This is a genomic window from Nonomuraea insulae (genome assembly GCF_042656245.1).
In genome coordinates this window covers 448,246-462,694 of the sequence record NZ_JBHSPA010000027.1, presented here as the reverse complement: position 1 = coordinate 462,694, position 14,449 = coordinate 448,246, and the positions used below count along the sequence as shown (strand labels likewise).

The following is a 14,449-nucleotide window of genomic DNA, read 5'->3' as shown; positions in this document are numbered from 1 at the left end:
ACGTCACTTCTCCTTCGCTTGCGAGCCGAGCTGGATGGCGTGCCTGCCCGGAGAGAGCTGAAGATCCTGCTCGCGCACCTGTCCTGTGCGGTCACGCCAGCGCAGGTTGACCGTCACCGGTCCGGTCACGTTCTTGCCGAGGCCGAGGTGCACCTCGTGGCTGCGGCGGCCGGAGTGGCCGCTGCCGCCGTCCACACGCCCGATCACGGTGCGCCCGTCGACGGACGTCGCCGCCTCGGCGCCGACCGCCGGCGAGCCGCTTTCGTGGGTGAGCTGGAGCGTGATGGCCGATCCGGCCGACTTGCTCTGGTTCTGGTAGAAGACCGGGGCGTCCCACTGCCGGGCCACCGCGAGGTCGAGCAGCCCGTCGCCGTTGGCGTCACCGGTCGCGATGCCCCTCGTCGGCACGGGAATGGCCAGGCCGAGTTCGTGCGCCACGTCGGCGTAGGCGCCGTTCTTCTCCTTGGTGAAGAAGGCGAGCGTCTGGCTGCCCGCGATGTCCGCGCCCGCGTTGACCACGGGCCACGAGTGCGGGTTGCGCAGCACGCCGTCGTTGGCCGTGGCCAGCTCCTGGAGCTGCGGCCAGCGGTTCACCTCGCCCTTGACGAATCCGGTCGCCTGGACGATGGCGGGCACGCCGCTGTTGTCGAAATCGTCGATCTTGACGTCCCAGCCCCACCCGGTCCACGCGGTACGGGTCTGCGCGCTGCGGTCGGTGAAGGGCGCCACACCATCGGTGAGCTGGGCGCGGACGTCGGCCTTGTCCTTGCCGGTGTTGAAGAAGGCGTGGTTGCTCTCCTCGATGCCGAACGAGGTGGTGATGTTGCTGACGAAGGAGTCGTAGAGACCGTCGCCGTCCAGGTCGCCGAAGTCGGAGCCCATGCCCTTGAAGGAGTCGTGCCCGAGCGTCTTGGACTTGGGCACGAACGGCGAGGAGACGCCCTCGACCAGCTTGAACGCGATCTTCCCCGGTGTCGACTGGTTGTACAGCAGCCGGTCGGGCCCGAAGTCGTTGTTCAGGAACAGCTCGGGGAGCAGATCGCCGTCGAGGTCGGCGGTGCTGGCGCCCAGTTCCCAGCCCTTGGAGACGTTGGTGGCCAAGACGTTGTCGAGCTTGGCGAAGGTGGGCGCCGCGGGGGCGCCGGCGGTGACGCCGGTGTAGCGGAAGAAGTAGTTCTCGCCGCCGTTGACCGCGTGGGACATCGAGTCGTTCATCTCGACGCCGCCGTTGACCTTGTCGTCCAGCACGGGGCCGTGCGGGAAGTAGTTGCCGATGAAGATGTCGAGGTGACCGTCACCGTCGAAGTCCGCGCTGGTGGCGGTGTTGCTGTTCCACTGCGGCCCGTCGTAGGTGGCGCCGCCCTTGTTCGGCACCAGCTCGGTGGGCACGTACGCGTCGTTGGCCAGTGCCGTGACGCCGGGCTTGGCCAGGTAGACGATCGGGGTGCGGCCCCAGAAGTAGGTGAGGATGTCGGTGCGGCCGTCCTCGTTGAAGTCACCCGCGAGGCAGCCCATGGGGGCGATGGCCTCGTTCATCGGCAGCGTCCCCGGGTTCAGCGCGAACGGCTGATACCTGTCGGAGCGCTCTCCGGGGGTGGGGGTCACCACGATCTGGTCGATGCGCGGGTCGGTGACGCACAGGTCGTTCGACCTGCCGTCCATGTCGAGGTCGTTCATCGCGATCCCGGCCCCGACGGAGGAGATCCAGGCGTCGATGTGCTTATAGCGCTGGTTCACCTTGCGGACGGTCTGCTGCGGGTAGTTCGCCGGCAGCGCGATGCTCAGGGGTTGGAACGAGTACGCGCTTGCCAGCTCGGCCTTGGCCTCGTCGGAGGCGAAGGACGGGCGGCCTACCGCGAACAGGGCGGCCATCACCACGAGGGCGACGATTCCCGCCTGTTGCCTGCGCAGCCAGGTGGCTACCGTGGTCACGGGGTAACACCTCCAAGGGAGACGAATGCGTCGGCTATGCGCTGCCGCCAGATCTCGAAGGCGGGCAGCTCACCCGGCAGTGACGAGTCGGGGCGGGTCTTGCTGCAGGTCTCGGCGGCTTGTTCCGCCGTGGCGCCGCAGATGATCTGGGTGGCCTGACGGGTGTGCGGCACGAGGAGCCCGGCCCTGATCCTGGCCTCGGCGGCGAAGGCGCTGCCCTGGGCCAGTTGGGGGAGGTGGGCGCCGGCCTGGTGGCGCAGCCACAGCAGCTCGTCCTCGGTGGCGCCGCCCGCGTAGGTGGTGGCCAGGCCGGTGCCCGCGTACAGGTCGGCGTGGCGCTCGCGCGGGAAGCTCTCGATCAGCTTGACCGTCTGCTCCGCGTCGGTGCCGCCGACGAACCACAGGGCGCGGCCGATGCCCTGGTCGATGGCGCGCCGCGCGTACGCTTCCTGCCCGGCGGGCCAGCCGAAGCCGGTCTCCGGCCGCTGCTGACGGACGTACCGATCGGTGTGGAAATACGCCTGGTGGAAGCCGTAGCCGTCGTGGACCAGCCAGAGCAGCAGCGGGTCGAGCGTGTCGCTCTTCGGCCACAGGAACCTGGGCAGCCTGGCCATGGCCCACCCGATCCCGACGTAGATCATGTAGTTGTGACGTTCGCCGCGGCCGGCGAGCAGGCTCCGCACTCTGCGCAGATCGCCGAAAGTAACGCAGTCGAGAATGGCGAATCCCATTCCCGCGCCTTCGTAGGCGAATCCGCGGAATCGCTCCGGAATCTGTTCCAGCCGTTCTTCCGCCTCGGCCGTGGTGCCGGACTCGACCGCGTACGCGAAGCCGGTGAGGAATATCTCGCCAATTTTCTCCAGCAACTCGCGGGCGGCCTCGTCCTTCACGTGGAAACCGCGGACGGCGAGCTTCGTCTCCGCGATATTCGGGGTAAGTATTCGCCTTCTCAGCGATCGCAGCAAGCCGGCCATAGCAACCCTTCACCACTCAACCAGCGGATATTCTGATCCCATTGACACATGAGGCCGAATGTCGACACAACTCCGGTAGTGCTCATCAGAACGGCGTATTCAGGCCACGGCGAAGCCACCGCCGAGAATTACCGGAGTAAATGTGGGGCGATTCGAGAGGTCAGCGACGCGCGTTTTCCGCGGCGAAATGCAGGCGCACCCGCCGGCGCCACAACTCATAATCCGGGACGTCGCCCGAGGTGTCCGGCCCGACCGCGGTGTCGTCGGCCAGCGCGACCGCGCCGGCGACGGACATACCGGTGAGCACGCTCGCGGCCGCCTCGCTGTGCTTGGGCACGTGACCGGAGTAGTGGCGGGCCTTGAGCGCGAACACGGAGCCCTGCGCGAGCTCGTCCCTGTGCTCCCCGGACTCCTGGCGCAGCAGGGCCAGCGCGTCCACCGCGCCGCCGCCCGCGAACGTGGCGGCCAGGCCGACGCCGCTCCACAGGTCCGGTTGCCGCTCGGGGGCGAAGCGGCGCACGGCGGTGGCGACGTCCGTCACCCGGCCTCCGTGGATGAACCACAGCGCGCGACCGATGCCCTGGTCCACGGCTCGCGGGAAGTAGTTGGGACGGCCCCGCCACGGGTACGCCGCGGGCACCCGCTGCTCGTCCACGTACTGACGGGTGTGGAAGTAGGCCAGGTCGAAGCCGTAGCCGTCGATCGCGAGCCAGCTCATCACGGGGTGGTAGGGCGAGCCGGTCAGATCGGGCAGCACCTTCTTCCACAGGACCCTGGGCAGGCGGGCCATGGCGAAGCCGATGCCGATGTAGGCGAGGAAGATGTGCGGCTGCCCGGGGCCCAGCAGCAGCTCACGCGTCCGCTTGCCGCGTCCGCCGGCCATGGCGTCGAGCACGGTGAAGGCCATGGTCACGCCCTCGTAGGCGAAGCCGCGCAGGTCGGTCCGCACCATGTCGAGCCTGCGCTCGACCTCCCACTGGTCACGCGCGTCGATGCCCCACTCGAAGCCGCAGACGACGGCCTGCGGGATCGCCTCCAGGAGCTCCGTCTCCGCGGACGGGACGACGGGGAAGCCGCGCCCCGCGAAGGTCACCTCGGTCAGGGACGGCGCGAGTACGAGCCTTCGGAGCGAACCTAAAAACGTCGACATTGTGGACCTCTCCTCACCAACCGACGGCGCGGGCGTCTCACCAGGATGCGTTCGGTGACGGGAGAGGGCTTTTCGCAGATTGCGGATTCCCCACGAAGAGCACAAATGCGGATGAGGCAGACAGCCTCAGTGCTCGACCTGGTCGAGCCTCAGTGCTCGACCTGGTCGTCGAACTCCACGACCAGCGGCAGATCGACCCGCCGGCTGATGTTCAGCTTGCGGTAGGTGCGGGTCAGGTGCTGCTCGACCGTGCTGAGCGTGATGTAGAGCCGGGCCGCGATCTCTCGGTTGGCGTATCCGGCCGCGGCCAGCGCGGCCACCCGCCGTTCGGCGTCGCTCAGCTCGCTGATCAGCTCGCTCGGCAGCGGCGTCGGCACGATGGTCGGGTCGTCGGCCCGGCTCAGCGCGCTGATCATCGGCTCGGCCCGGCACTCGCGCGCCGCGGTCTGGGCGCGGCCGGCGATGGTCCTGGCCCTGCGGTACTCGCCGAGCGAGTCATATGCCTCGACGAGGTCGAACAGCGCTCTGGCCAGTTCGTACCTGTCGCCGGCCATCTGCAGGTACTCGGTCGCCTGCCGCAGCAGCGCGGGACGCCGCGCGGGCTCGGAGACGGCGGCCTGCAGCCGCAGGGCGATGCCTCTGGTCCTGCGGCTGTCGGCGCCGCAGCGGGCGAGCTGGGTCTCGATGAGCTCCCTCGCCTCCTCGACGTGGCCCATGCGCAGGCAGGCCTCGCCCGCGTCCGCGCGCCACGGGATCAGCCCCGGCGTGTCGAGATTCCAGGTGACCATCAGCTCGCCGCAGAGCTGGAAGTCGCGCAGCGCCAGCGCGAAGTACTCGCTCGCCAGGCTGTAGCGGCCTCGGGCGTACAGGTAGTGCAGGCCGTAGCGGGTCTGGAACATGGTCTCGGGCACGGGTCTGTCGAGGTATTCGCGTACCGCGTCGTACCTGCCCATCGCCGTGAGCGCGATGATGAGGCTGCTCAGCGGCCCGCCGATGGCCACGCCCCAGCTGCTCATCGGGATGGTGTCGAGCGCGATGCGGGCGTGGTGCGCGGCGGCGGGCATGTCGCCCTGCCTGACCGCGATCTCGGCGCGGATCGCCGCGAGCCTGGCCTGCCTGCTGGGGGCCTGCCTGGACATCGCCTCGGCGCTGAACATGTCGCACGCGGGGAGCGCGCACTCGAAGCGGCCCGCGTACGTCAGGGCGAGCAGCGCGTTCTCCACGGTGTCCATCGACATCTCGTCGAGATGGGCGTCCTCCAGGATGCGCTCCACCGCGTTCAGGCTCTCCTCGCGCGGGCCGCGCGTGAGGACCTCGGCCAGCGCGAGCGTGGCCTCCACCCGCCGGTTGACGGCCACGGACACCATGCCGGCCAGCGCGCGCCGACCGGCCGGGCGCGGCGCGCCCGCCAGCAGGGGCGGGTAGGTGACGCGCAGCCAGAGCTGGGCCACCACCATCTCGGCCAGCGTCTCGTGGTCGACGACGTCGCCCTCGTCGCCGAGCTGCTCCAGCACGTCGCGGGCGTCGTCGAAGCGCCCGTGCCACAGCAGGGCGCGGGCCAGCACGATGACGTCGCCGCCGCGCAGGCTGCCCCGGTTCACCGCCTCGGCCAGCTCGGCCAGGTGCCCGGTGGGCGCGGCGGGGTTGATCCGCCACTCCGCGCGTACGAGCATCGTCGTGATCTTCAGGCGGCGGTTCTCGTCGGTGCACTCGCGCCAGGCCATCCGCAGGTACGCCACCGCGGACTCGACCTGACCGCCGCGCAGCGCGTTCATGGCCGCCTCCTCCAGGGTGGGCAGCACCCAGGGCGCCTCGACCTTGGAGGCCAGCAGGAGGTGGTCGGCGACCACGCAGGGCGTCATGCCCGCGTCGTGGGCCACCTGGGCCGCCTTGTGGTGCAGGGCCATCCGCTCCTCCTGGTCCGTCCCCGCCAGGACCGCGCGGCAGATGGACTCGTGGCGGAAGTTGCGGCCCGCGACCAGGCCGGCCGAGCTGAGCGAGAGCAGTTCCCTGCTGATGTCGATGGCCGAGATGTCGAGCAGCCGGTCGAGGTCGTCGCTCTCGCCGAGCACCGCCAGCCCGCGCGCCACCTGCATGGTCTGCGGGTGGCCGCGCTGCAGGCAGGACAGCACGGCCTGGCCGAACTGGTCTCCCGCGACGGGCTCGGCGGGCGGCTCGCCCACGGCGCGCAGGAGTTGCGTGTAGTCCTCGGCCAGGGCTCCGGCCAGCAGCGGGTTGCCGCCGCTGAGCGTGTACCACTCCTTGGCGAAACGCCCGCCCGCCTCCATGCCCAGCCGCTCGGTCATCAGCTCCTCGATGCCCTGGCGCGACAGCGGCGAGAGCCGCAGCCTGCGGCAGTGGGGCTGGCGCAGCAGGTCCGTCTCGAAGTAGGCGTCGGTGTAGCGCATCCGGTCGGAGTGGGCGAACACGGCCACGATCCGGGCGTTCCTGGCCCGCCGGGCCAGGTAGGCGAGACAGAGGAGCGAAGCGCGGTCGGCATGGTGCACGTCGTCGACGATGATCACCAGCGGGCAGCGCTCGGACAGGTCCAGCAGGACCGTGCACAACGAGTGGACGATCTGCGGGTCGATGAGCTGGTCGGCCCCCGAGTCGATCACGGCTCGCGTACCCTCTTCGACCAGCGCTATCGCGCGTTCCCGTTCGGTCTCCACGAGCGGCGCGTCCTGGATGAGCTGGCGCAGCACGCCCAGCGGCAGATCGCGCTCCATGAGCGAGGCGGTCGAGGACACGGCCAGCGCGCCCAGCTCGATGGCCTGCTCGGCCACCGATCGCAGCAGCGAGCTCTTGCCCGTCGCGACAGCGCCGCTGATCAGAGCGATCCTGCCCCTGCTCTGCACCGCCTTGGTGAGGAGCGACTCAAGAGCAGCCAGTTCCTCCTGTCGTTCGATGAGTTCCATGGCTGTCTCCTCTCGACTTGCCGCGGAAGCCGTCACGAGTGTGGTGTTGCGCTCTCTCACCCTCATCGGCTTGCTTCGAACGCTATGCCGCGGGGCCATCGCCTCTTTATCGCCCGGCTATCACCGCCCGCGCCCGCTGCCGCTGGCGGCGGCATTCGGCGTCGGAGGGCGGGCGCACGCGGCCGGGCTGGTGCACCGTGGGCTCCGGCAATCCCCTGACGACGGCCGACCCGACGGCCGCCAGCGCGGCGCTCGCGAGGTCGGCCCGGATCCCGGCGCCCCACGCGGTCCGGTCTCCGAGCGTGCACTGGACGTAGACGGCCGTCTCCTCGCGGTCGCCCGGCCGGCCGCCCATGTGGTGGACCGCGCGCACCTCGAAGCCCTTGACGGCCAGCACCGAGCGCAGCGTCTTCAGGGTCTCGGTCCAGGCGGGGCTCGCCCCGTACTCGGGGCCGTCGATGTACAGCTCGATGGAGGCGCCCTCCACCGTCGGCGCCCCCTGCGCGACGACGTAGGTGTCCTCGAAGACCTCCCTGATCCGGTCCACCCCGATCTCCCCGCCCTCGGCCTCCGCCAGCGCCTGGACGACCTGGGAGAAGTCGATCTGCAGCGGCCTGGGCAGCGTGAGCCCGTGCCTGGAGCGCATCAGGTAGGCCAGGCCGCCCTTGCCCGACTGGCTGTTGATGCGCACGATCGACTCGTAGGTCCGCCCCACGTCCCTGGGGTCGATGGGCAGGTAGGGCACGTCCCACGGGAGCTCGGACGCCGGCAGCCCGACGCGCGCGGCCTCCCGCTCCATCGCGTCGATGCCCTTCTTGATCGCGTCCTGGTGCGTGCCGGAGAACGCCGTGTAGACCAGGTCCCCGCCGTACGGGTGCCGCGGGGCCACCGCGATGCCGGTGCAGCTCTCCACGACCCGGCGGACCCGGTCCAGGTCCGAGAAGTCGATGCCCGGCTCGATGCCCTGCGTGAAGAGGTTCATCCCGAGCGTGACCAGGCACACGTTGCCGGCCCGCTCGCCGTTCCCGAACAGGCAGCCCTCGATCCGCTCGGCCCCGGCCAGCAGGGCCAGCTCCGCCGACGCCACCCCGGTGCCCCGGTCGTTGTGGGGGTGCACCGACAGGCAGATGTGCTCGCGCCTGGACAGGTTGCGATGCATCCACTCGATCTGGTCGGCGAAGACGTTGGGCATGGAGCGCTCGACCGTCGTGGGGAAGTTGAGGATGATCGGCCGGTCGTGGCCTGGCTCCCACACGTCCATGACCGCCTCGCAGACCTCCAGGGAGAAGTCCAGCTCGGTGTCGTTGAAGTGCTCCAGCGAGTACTGCAGCGCCAGGTCGCAGTCGGGGATGAGCTTGTCCGCGTACGCCATGACCGTACGGGTCCCGTGGACGGCGAGGTCCCGGCACTGCTCGCGGTCGATCCCGAACACCAGCCGCCGGACCGCCGGCGAGGTGGCGTTGTAGAGGTGCAGGGTCGCCGTGGGCGCGCCGCGCAGGCTCTCCATGGTGCGCTCGATGAGCTCCTCGCGCGCCGGCGCGAACGCCGTGATGCGCACGCCGTCGGGGATGCGGTCCTCCTCGACGAGGAGGCGGACGAAGTCGTAGTCGTCCTGGCTGGCCGACGGGAAGCCGATCTCGATCTCCCTGTAGCCCACGCTCACCAGGAGCTCGAACATGGCGAGCTTGCGCTCCGGGCTCATCGGCCGGGCCAGGGCCTGGTTGCCGTCGCGCAGGTCGGTCGAGAGCCAGCGGGGCGCGGCGGTGATCGTGGCGGCCGGCCAGGCGCGGTCGTCGAGTGAGACCATCGGGAATGCTGCGTAGCGATTGATCTTCATGGCGGATCCCTCACTGTTCGCGCGTCGTACTCAGTTGAACGAGCCGAAATAGGCCGAATATGAGTGCGGCGAAAGCAGAACCTGAATTTGATAAGTACAGGTCTCGTCGATCATGCGGAAAACGACGACGATCTCCGGATAAGCGGCGCTCAGTCCCAGGCCGACGAAGTAACGATCACTGCCGAACACGATTCGATAAAGGCCGCGATCGAGCCTGTGCTCGAGCCACTCCTTGACGCGCCCCTCGTGATCCGTCACCGCTCGGGCGTCCATCACCCACTGGCCGTTGTCGGCACGGTCCAGACGCACGTCCACGCTGGCCGCCGGGCGGCCGTAGACGCTGTCCAACGCCTGCACGTCAATGCCCATGTAACGCCACCTGTCGTTTACCGGTTCATGTGTTGGCCACCCGAGTGGCCCGGCGTATACGCGCGCCACCCGGGCTCACGTCATGGTTATCGCGGCCGGTTATCGCCACGCCTTCGGCTCGCTATCGGCCCGCCATCGTGGCATCGGGGGATCGGATGGGCCTGTTATCGCAGCGTGCTCGATTTTCTCGGGAAGATCGGCCGGCCATGCCATTGACCTGCGTGAATGGTGGGCCGGAAGCGCGCCGATAAAGGCCTGATGGCGGCCGATGTGAGCGTCTGTGGCGAGCGGTGAAGACGACGCCGCGAAGACCACACCGGAGGTAGGCACCATGGGCTCGACCATCGCCAGCACGGCCGGCAGGATCCGCAAGTCGATCATCGTCGCGGCCCTTGCCGCCGGCACTCTCGTCGCAATGAGCCCAGCCGCACTGGCGGCCACCGCCTCCCCCGTGAGCACCATGCAGGACGACGGCGACCCCTGGGGCGCGGGACCCGTCAATGGCTTCGGTGACCCCTGGGGCCGTCTCGGCCACCAGCACGACGACGGCGACCCGTGGGGCAAGGCGACCATGCACGGCGACCCCTGGGGCTGAGGATCTCCTGGTCAGAAGCGAAACGGCCGGCGATTGCCATCCCGGCCGTTTTGCGTTATCACGGAGTGCATAAGTGGCCGGCACCTGCTAGGTGACAGGGCGGCGCGGAAAATACGCAGTGGCCACACTTCGACCAACACTGTAGTCTAACCCCCAAATCGGTCGAACTTCTCAAGGACCGACACAGGGGGGAAGATCATCACGAAGCACGCTGATCTTGTAGGATAGAAGCATCCCACCAAGGTACTTAGGGACCATAATCTCGATTACGGTGTCTGCCTAATGCCGTCCTGCCTCATTCAGCTAGGGGGCGTGAGGTTCGCGAGAGGGCGGCGGCTTCATCAAGGAGATGCGCGTGGAGTTTCGTCTGCTGGGGGCACTTGAAGCCACCGTGGGTGGAGTAAGTATTGAACTCGGGGGCACGCGGCAACGAATCACTTTGGCGACCCTTTTACTGAATGCGGATCGGCCGGTCACGCTGTCCCGCCTGATGGAAGCCATCTACGACGACGAACCTCCGGCCACCTCCCGCGCCCAGGTGCAGATCTGCATCTCGGGGCTGCGACGCCTGTTCGAGGCGCATGGAGACCCGAACAGGATCGTGACCAAACCCCAGGGATACGAACTTCACGCGGAGCCTGACGAGATCGACGCCCGCGTCTTCGAGCATCTCCTGGCCAAGGCCCGCAAGCAGCGCGACAGCCGCAACCTCGACGAGGCCATCCAGCACTATCGGCAGGCGCTCGGGCTGTGGCGCGGTCCCGCGCTGGAGGGCATCGAGAGCAGGCTGCTGCAGGCCATCGCGGGCCGGCTCACCGAGCAGCGCATCACCGCCAACGAGGACTGCATCCAGCTCGAACTCGACCTCGGCCTCCACCACCAGCTGGTCGGTGAGCTCGCCGGTCTGGTCAGCCTCCACCCGCTGCGTGAGAGGCTCATCGCCCAGCTCATGACCGCGCTCTACCGCTCCGGCAGGCAGGCCGAATCCCTCCAGGTCTATCGCGACGCGCGGCGCATGATGATCGAAGAGCTGGGGATCGAGCCCAACGAGCAGTTACAACAGCTCGAATCGGCCATCCTCACGGCTGACGAGAGCCTCGACGCCCCTCCGCCGCCCACGCAGATCGTCCTCGACCAGCGGCTCACCTACACCTCCGTCCCCGGCATGTTGCCCGCCGGGATCGCGGACTTCATCGGCCGTCAGAGCCAGATCGACGAGATCAAGAAGAGGCTGACGGAACCGCCCGACGGCGCCGCCCGCTTCGCCGTACCCATCGTGGCCATCTCCGGCCGGGCCGGCATCGGCAAGACCACCGTCGCGGTGCACTCCGCGCACAGCGTCTCGGCCCAATTCCCCGACGGGCAGCTCTACGCCGACATGCACGGCGCCTCCCGCCCGGCGAGCCCGATGCAGGTGCTCGAACGGTTCCTGCGGGCACTGGGCGTGTCCGGCAGCGCCCTGCCGGAAAGCCTGGAGGAGCGGGCGGAGATGTACCGCATGTTCCTGGCCGACCGCCGCATGCTCATCGTGCTCGACGACGCGGGCTCCGAGAGCCAGGTGATGCCGCTGCTGCCGGGCAACCCGGCCTCCGCCGTCATCGTCACCAGCCGCAGCAGGCTCGGCGGGCTGGCCGGCGCGACCCAGGTGGACGTGGACCTGTTCGACTCGGCCCAGTCCATCGACCTGCTCTCCCGCATCGCGGGGACGGATCGGGTGTGGGCCGAGCCCGAGATGGCCGCCGCGCTCGCCGAACTGTGCGGCCGTCTGCCCCTCGCCCTGCGCATCGCCGGCGCCCGCATGGCCGCCCGCCCGCACTGGGGGGTCGAGCAGCTCGTGGAGCGGCTCAGGGACGAGGCCCGCAGGCTGGACGAGCTGATGCACGGCGAAATGGGGATCAGGGCCAGCCTGTCGCTGACCTACGAGGGCATCAGCGAGCCGGCGCGCCGCCTCTTCCGCCGGCTGGCGATCCTCGACGCCCACATCGTCTCCGCCTGGATCAGCGCCGCCCTGCTCGACCAGCCGCTCCTCGACGTACAGGACCTGCTCGACGACCTGGTGGACGCCCAGCTCGTCGACGTCGTGAACACCGGCAGGAACGCCGGCGTCCAATACCGCTTCCACGACCTCATCCGCGTGTACGCGCGCGAGCGCCTGGCCGCCGAGGAGACGCCCGCCATGCGCGCCGACGCGCTGGCCCGCATGCTCAGCGCGCTGCTCCAGCTCACCGAGGCGGCCCGGCGGCGCGAGTACGGCCCGTCGCCCGCGTCGTACCCGCCGATCGAGATGGAGTCGCCGCTGCCGGACGAACTGGTCGAGCGGCTGGTCGCCAAGCCGATCGCCTGGTTCGAGCGCGAGCGTCACGTCCTGCTCGCCGGCATCAGGCAGGCGGCGCAGGCCGGGTTCGTGGAGTTGTGCTGGCGGCTGGCGATGAACGCGGAAGCCTTCTTCGAGCTGCGCGTCTACCTGGACGACTGGCGCGAGACTCACGAGATCGCCCTGGAGGCCGCCCGCTCCGGCGACGACAAGCGCGGCCAGGCCGAGATGTTGTACGCCAGGGGCTCCTTGTCGCTGACCGAGCAGCACTTCGACGACGCCGCACGGGACTTCGAGTCGGCGCTGGCCCTGTTCCAGGAGGTCGGGGACGAGCTGCAGATCGCCAGGACCACCCGCAACATCGCCGTCCTCGAACGGATGAACGGCCGGATGGACGCGGCGATGGGCCATCTCGAACAGTCGCTGAAGATCTTCTCCACCATCGGCGACCAGATAGCCGCCGCGCACACCCTGCACAACCTCGCCCAGATCCGCGCCGACTCCGACGACATCGACGGCGCCAAGATGTTGCTCGCCGAGGCGCTCGTCCGCAGCAAGCTCGGCGGCAACCGGCGGGTCACCGCCCAGGTGCTGCACCGGATGGGCCACGTCCACCTGCTGGCGGGCGAGATCGCCATCGCGGCGGGCGCGTTCGAGGAGTCGCTCTCCGTCGTGCAGGAGATCGGCGACATCATCGGAGAGGCGTTCGCCCTGCACGGCGGCGGGGTGGCCCGGCTGCGGCAGGGCAAGCTCCAGGTGGCGGAGCCGCTGCTGCGCCAGGCGCTCACCCTGGCCGACCGCTCCCGCCACCGGCTCGCGGAGGCGCACTGCCTGGCCGGTCTCGGCGAGCTGGCGCTCGCGGCGGGCGAGCCGGCCGAGGCCGCCACCCGCCTGCAGAAGGCGGCCGCCCTGTTCCGCCAGATGCGCACCCCGCTGCTCGAAGCGCAGACCCTGCTCATGTTGCACGAGGCCGTCGACAAGGACGCGGCGACGACGGCGCTGGCACGCGTGCGCGAGCTGATCGAGCAGGTCGGGGAGCAGGCGGGCGGGTCACTGCGCGAGCAGCTCAAGGCGGCCTCCAGCCGCGAGGTCCGCGCACCGTACGTGAACCTCATCGCCGACCCCAATCGCTGAGTCAACGCGCCCCGACCCACTGCTCCAGCTCGACCAGGGCGTCACGCACCTCCGGCACCATGGGCCTCAGCCCGTCGGGGTAGCTGTCCACCAGACCGTCGAAGTGGTTGCCACCCTCGATCCGGTGATACCGGAACGGGCGATTCGGCCCCACCATCTCGGCGTACTGGTCGGAGTCCTTGGAGATCGGCAGCAGGCAGTCCAGCGTGCCGTGCAACGTGATCAGCGGCTTGGTGATCCGCCCCGTCAGCGCGATCTTCGCCACCGCCGCGTACGGCTTGCGCGCGTGATAGTCGTAGTCGGCCGGATCCCCCGTGTAGGAGGGGTCCATCTCCTGCTGATAGATCCGCGCCGTGAGCTGCCAGAAGTTCGCGTAATGGTAGGGCCACAGGAACTCCGAGCCCTCGGGGAAGCCCGCCGCGCGCACCCCCGCCGGATCGTCCGGGTAGGCCCGGAGCGCCGCGGGCAGGAATGTCAGCAGGTTGTCGTGATCGACGCTCCACAACGTGCCCTCGTAGTCGACGCCGCCGTCGTACAACCACCCGCGGTTCTCCAGCTGCCACCGGACCAGGTAGCCGCCGTTGGACATGCCCATCATGTACGTACGCGCCGGCGCCCGGCCGTACCGCCGGCGTGCCACCGCCTTGGCGGCCACGGTGAGCTGCGTGACCCGCTGGTTCCACTCGGCGATCGCGTCGCCGGGCTCGCGGCCGTCGGTGTGGAACTCGGGGCTGGTGTTGCCCTTGTCGGTCGCGACGAACGCGTATCCCCGCGACAACACGTAGTCGGAGATCGTGTAGTCGTTGGCGTACTGCTCCCGGTTGCCCGGCGCGCCCGTGACGATCAGGCCGCCGTTCCAGCGGTCCGGCAGCCGGATCACGAACTGCGCGTCGTGGTTCCAGCCGTGGTTGGTGTTCGTCGCGGACGTGTCGGGAAAGTAGCCGTCGAGCTGGATGCCGGGGACACCCGTCGGGTTGACGGTGCCCGACGCGTGCAACCCGGCCCAGTCGGCCGGGTCGGTGTGCCCGGACGCCACGGTGCCCGCCGTGGTCAGATCGGCCAGCTTGGCCGTGACCACGTGCTCGGCGCCGGGCACCGCCAACGGCGCCTGGTGTGCGGGGGTCAGCAGTCCGGCGACCAACGTCAAGACGATCAACATCTCGCCTCCTCGAAGATCATTGTCAGTCGTGACGATCTCGGCGGACAAGACTTCGCCAGAGGTAGAG

Annotated in this window: 9 protein-coding genes; 2 read left to right on the top strand and 7 right to left on the bottom strand. The window is 69.3% G+C overall.

The features are described 5' to 3' along the window. Window positions 1-3: 3 nt before the first annotated feature. The 6 genes from ACFPZ3_RS24440 to ACFPZ3_RS24415 all read right to left on the bottom strand — a co-directional run bounded on the left by ACFPZ3_RS24440 (window position 4) and on the right by ACFPZ3_RS24415 (window position 9,180). Complete coding sequence (locus ACFPZ3_RS24440; RefSeq protein ID WP_379516535.1) at window positions 4-1,932, bottom strand: CRTAC1 family protein; 1,929 nt, start codon at window positions 1,930-1,932, stop codon at window positions 4-6. Continuing rightward, on the bottom strand, window positions 1,929-2,906 hold the full coding sequence (locus tag ACFPZ3_RS24435; protein ID WP_379516534.1) for a DUF1702 family protein: 978 nt from the start codon (window positions 2,904-2,906) through the stop codon (window positions 1,929-1,931). The genes ACFPZ3_RS24440 and ACFPZ3_RS24435 overlap by 4 nt, the downstream gene beginning before the upstream one ends. Window positions 2,907-3,066: 160 nt before the next feature. Next, entirely contained in the window at window positions 3,067-4,056 is a 990-nt protein-coding gene (locus ACFPZ3_RS24430; protein WP_379516533.1) for a DUF1702 family protein, read from the bottom strand. Window positions 4,057-4,205: 149 nt separating this feature from the next. Then, entirely contained in the window at window positions 4,206-6,974 is a 2,769-nt protein-coding gene (locus ACFPZ3_RS24425) for an AAA family ATPase (protein ID WP_379516532.1), read from the bottom strand. A 106-nt stretch (window positions 6,975-7,080) separates the two neighbouring features. Beyond that, window positions 7,081-8,811: a 2-isopropylmalate synthase gene (locus tag ACFPZ3_RS24420; RefSeq protein ID WP_379516531.1), complete on the bottom strand. Its 1,731-nt coding sequence runs from the start codon at window positions 8,809-8,811 to the stop codon at window positions 7,081-7,083. A 30-nt stretch (window positions 8,812-8,841) separates the two neighbouring features. Beyond that, window positions 8,842-9,180, bottom strand: a complete 339-nt coding sequence (locus ACFPZ3_RS24415; RefSeq protein WP_379516530.1) for a hydroxyisourate hydrolase — start codon at window positions 9,178-9,180, stop codon at window positions 8,842-8,844. A 331-nt stretch (window positions 9,181-9,511) separates the two neighbouring features. On the opposite strand from ACFPZ3_RS24415, the gene ACFPZ3_RS24410 reads away from it, so the two are divergent. Both ACFPZ3_RS24410 and ACFPZ3_RS24405 read left to right on the top strand, forming a co-directional pair. After that, window positions 9,512-9,775: a hypothetical protein gene (locus ACFPZ3_RS24410; RefSeq protein ID WP_379516529.1), complete on the top strand. Its 264-nt coding sequence runs from the start codon at window positions 9,512-9,514 to the stop codon at window positions 9,773-9,775. A gap of 349 nt (window positions 9,776-10,124) precedes the next feature. Next, window positions 10,125-13,223 carry an AfsR/SARP family transcriptional regulator gene (locus tag ACFPZ3_RS24405; protein ID WP_379516528.1) on the top strand — a complete coding sequence of 1,033 codons (3,099 nt, stop codon included), beginning with the start codon at window positions 10,125-10,127 and terminating at the stop codon, window positions 13,221-13,223. A 1-nt stretch (window position 13,224) separates the two neighbouring features. Here ACFPZ3_RS24405 and ACFPZ3_RS24400 read toward each other — a convergent pair whose 3' ends face one another. After that, entirely contained in the window at window positions 13,225-14,382 is a 1,158-nt protein-coding gene (locus ACFPZ3_RS24400; RefSeq protein WP_379516527.1) for an alpha/beta hydrolase family protein, read from the bottom strand. Window positions 14,383-14,449 lie beyond the last annotated feature (67 nt).

Bases quoted from the DNA above. Each gene is read 5' to 3' on its own strand.
- ACFPZ3_RS24400 (WP_379516527.1), bottom strand. From the start codon at position 14,382: ATGTTGATCGTCTTGACGTTGGTCGCCGGACTGCTGACCCCCGCACAC.
- ACFPZ3_RS24410 (WP_379516529.1), top strand. From the start codon at position 9,512: ATGGGCTCGACCATCGCCAGCACGGCCGGCAGGATCCGCAAGTCGATC.
- ACFPZ3_RS24415 (WP_379516530.1), bottom strand. From the start codon at position 9,180: ATGGGCATTGACGTGCAGGCGTTGGACAGCGTCTACGGCCGCCCGGCG.
- ACFPZ3_RS24425 (WP_379516532.1), bottom strand. From the start codon at position 6,974: ATGGAACTCATCGAACGACAGGAGGAACTGGCTGCTCTTGAGTCGCTC.
- ACFPZ3_RS24405 (WP_379516528.1), top strand. From the start codon at position 10,125: ATGCGCGTGGAGTTTCGTCTGCTGGGGGCACTTGAAGCCACCGTGGGT.
- ACFPZ3_RS24430 (WP_379516533.1), bottom strand. From the start codon at position 4,056: ATGTCGACGTTTTTAGGTTCGCTCCGAAGGCTCGTACTCGCGCCGTCC.
- ACFPZ3_RS24420 (WP_379516531.1), bottom strand. From the start codon at position 8,811: ATGAAGATCAATCGCTACGCAGCATTCCCGATGGTCTCACTCGACGAC.
- ACFPZ3_RS24435 (WP_379516534.1), bottom strand. From the start codon at position 2,906: ATGGCCGGCTTGCTGCGATCGCTGAGAAGGCGAATACTTACCCCGAAT.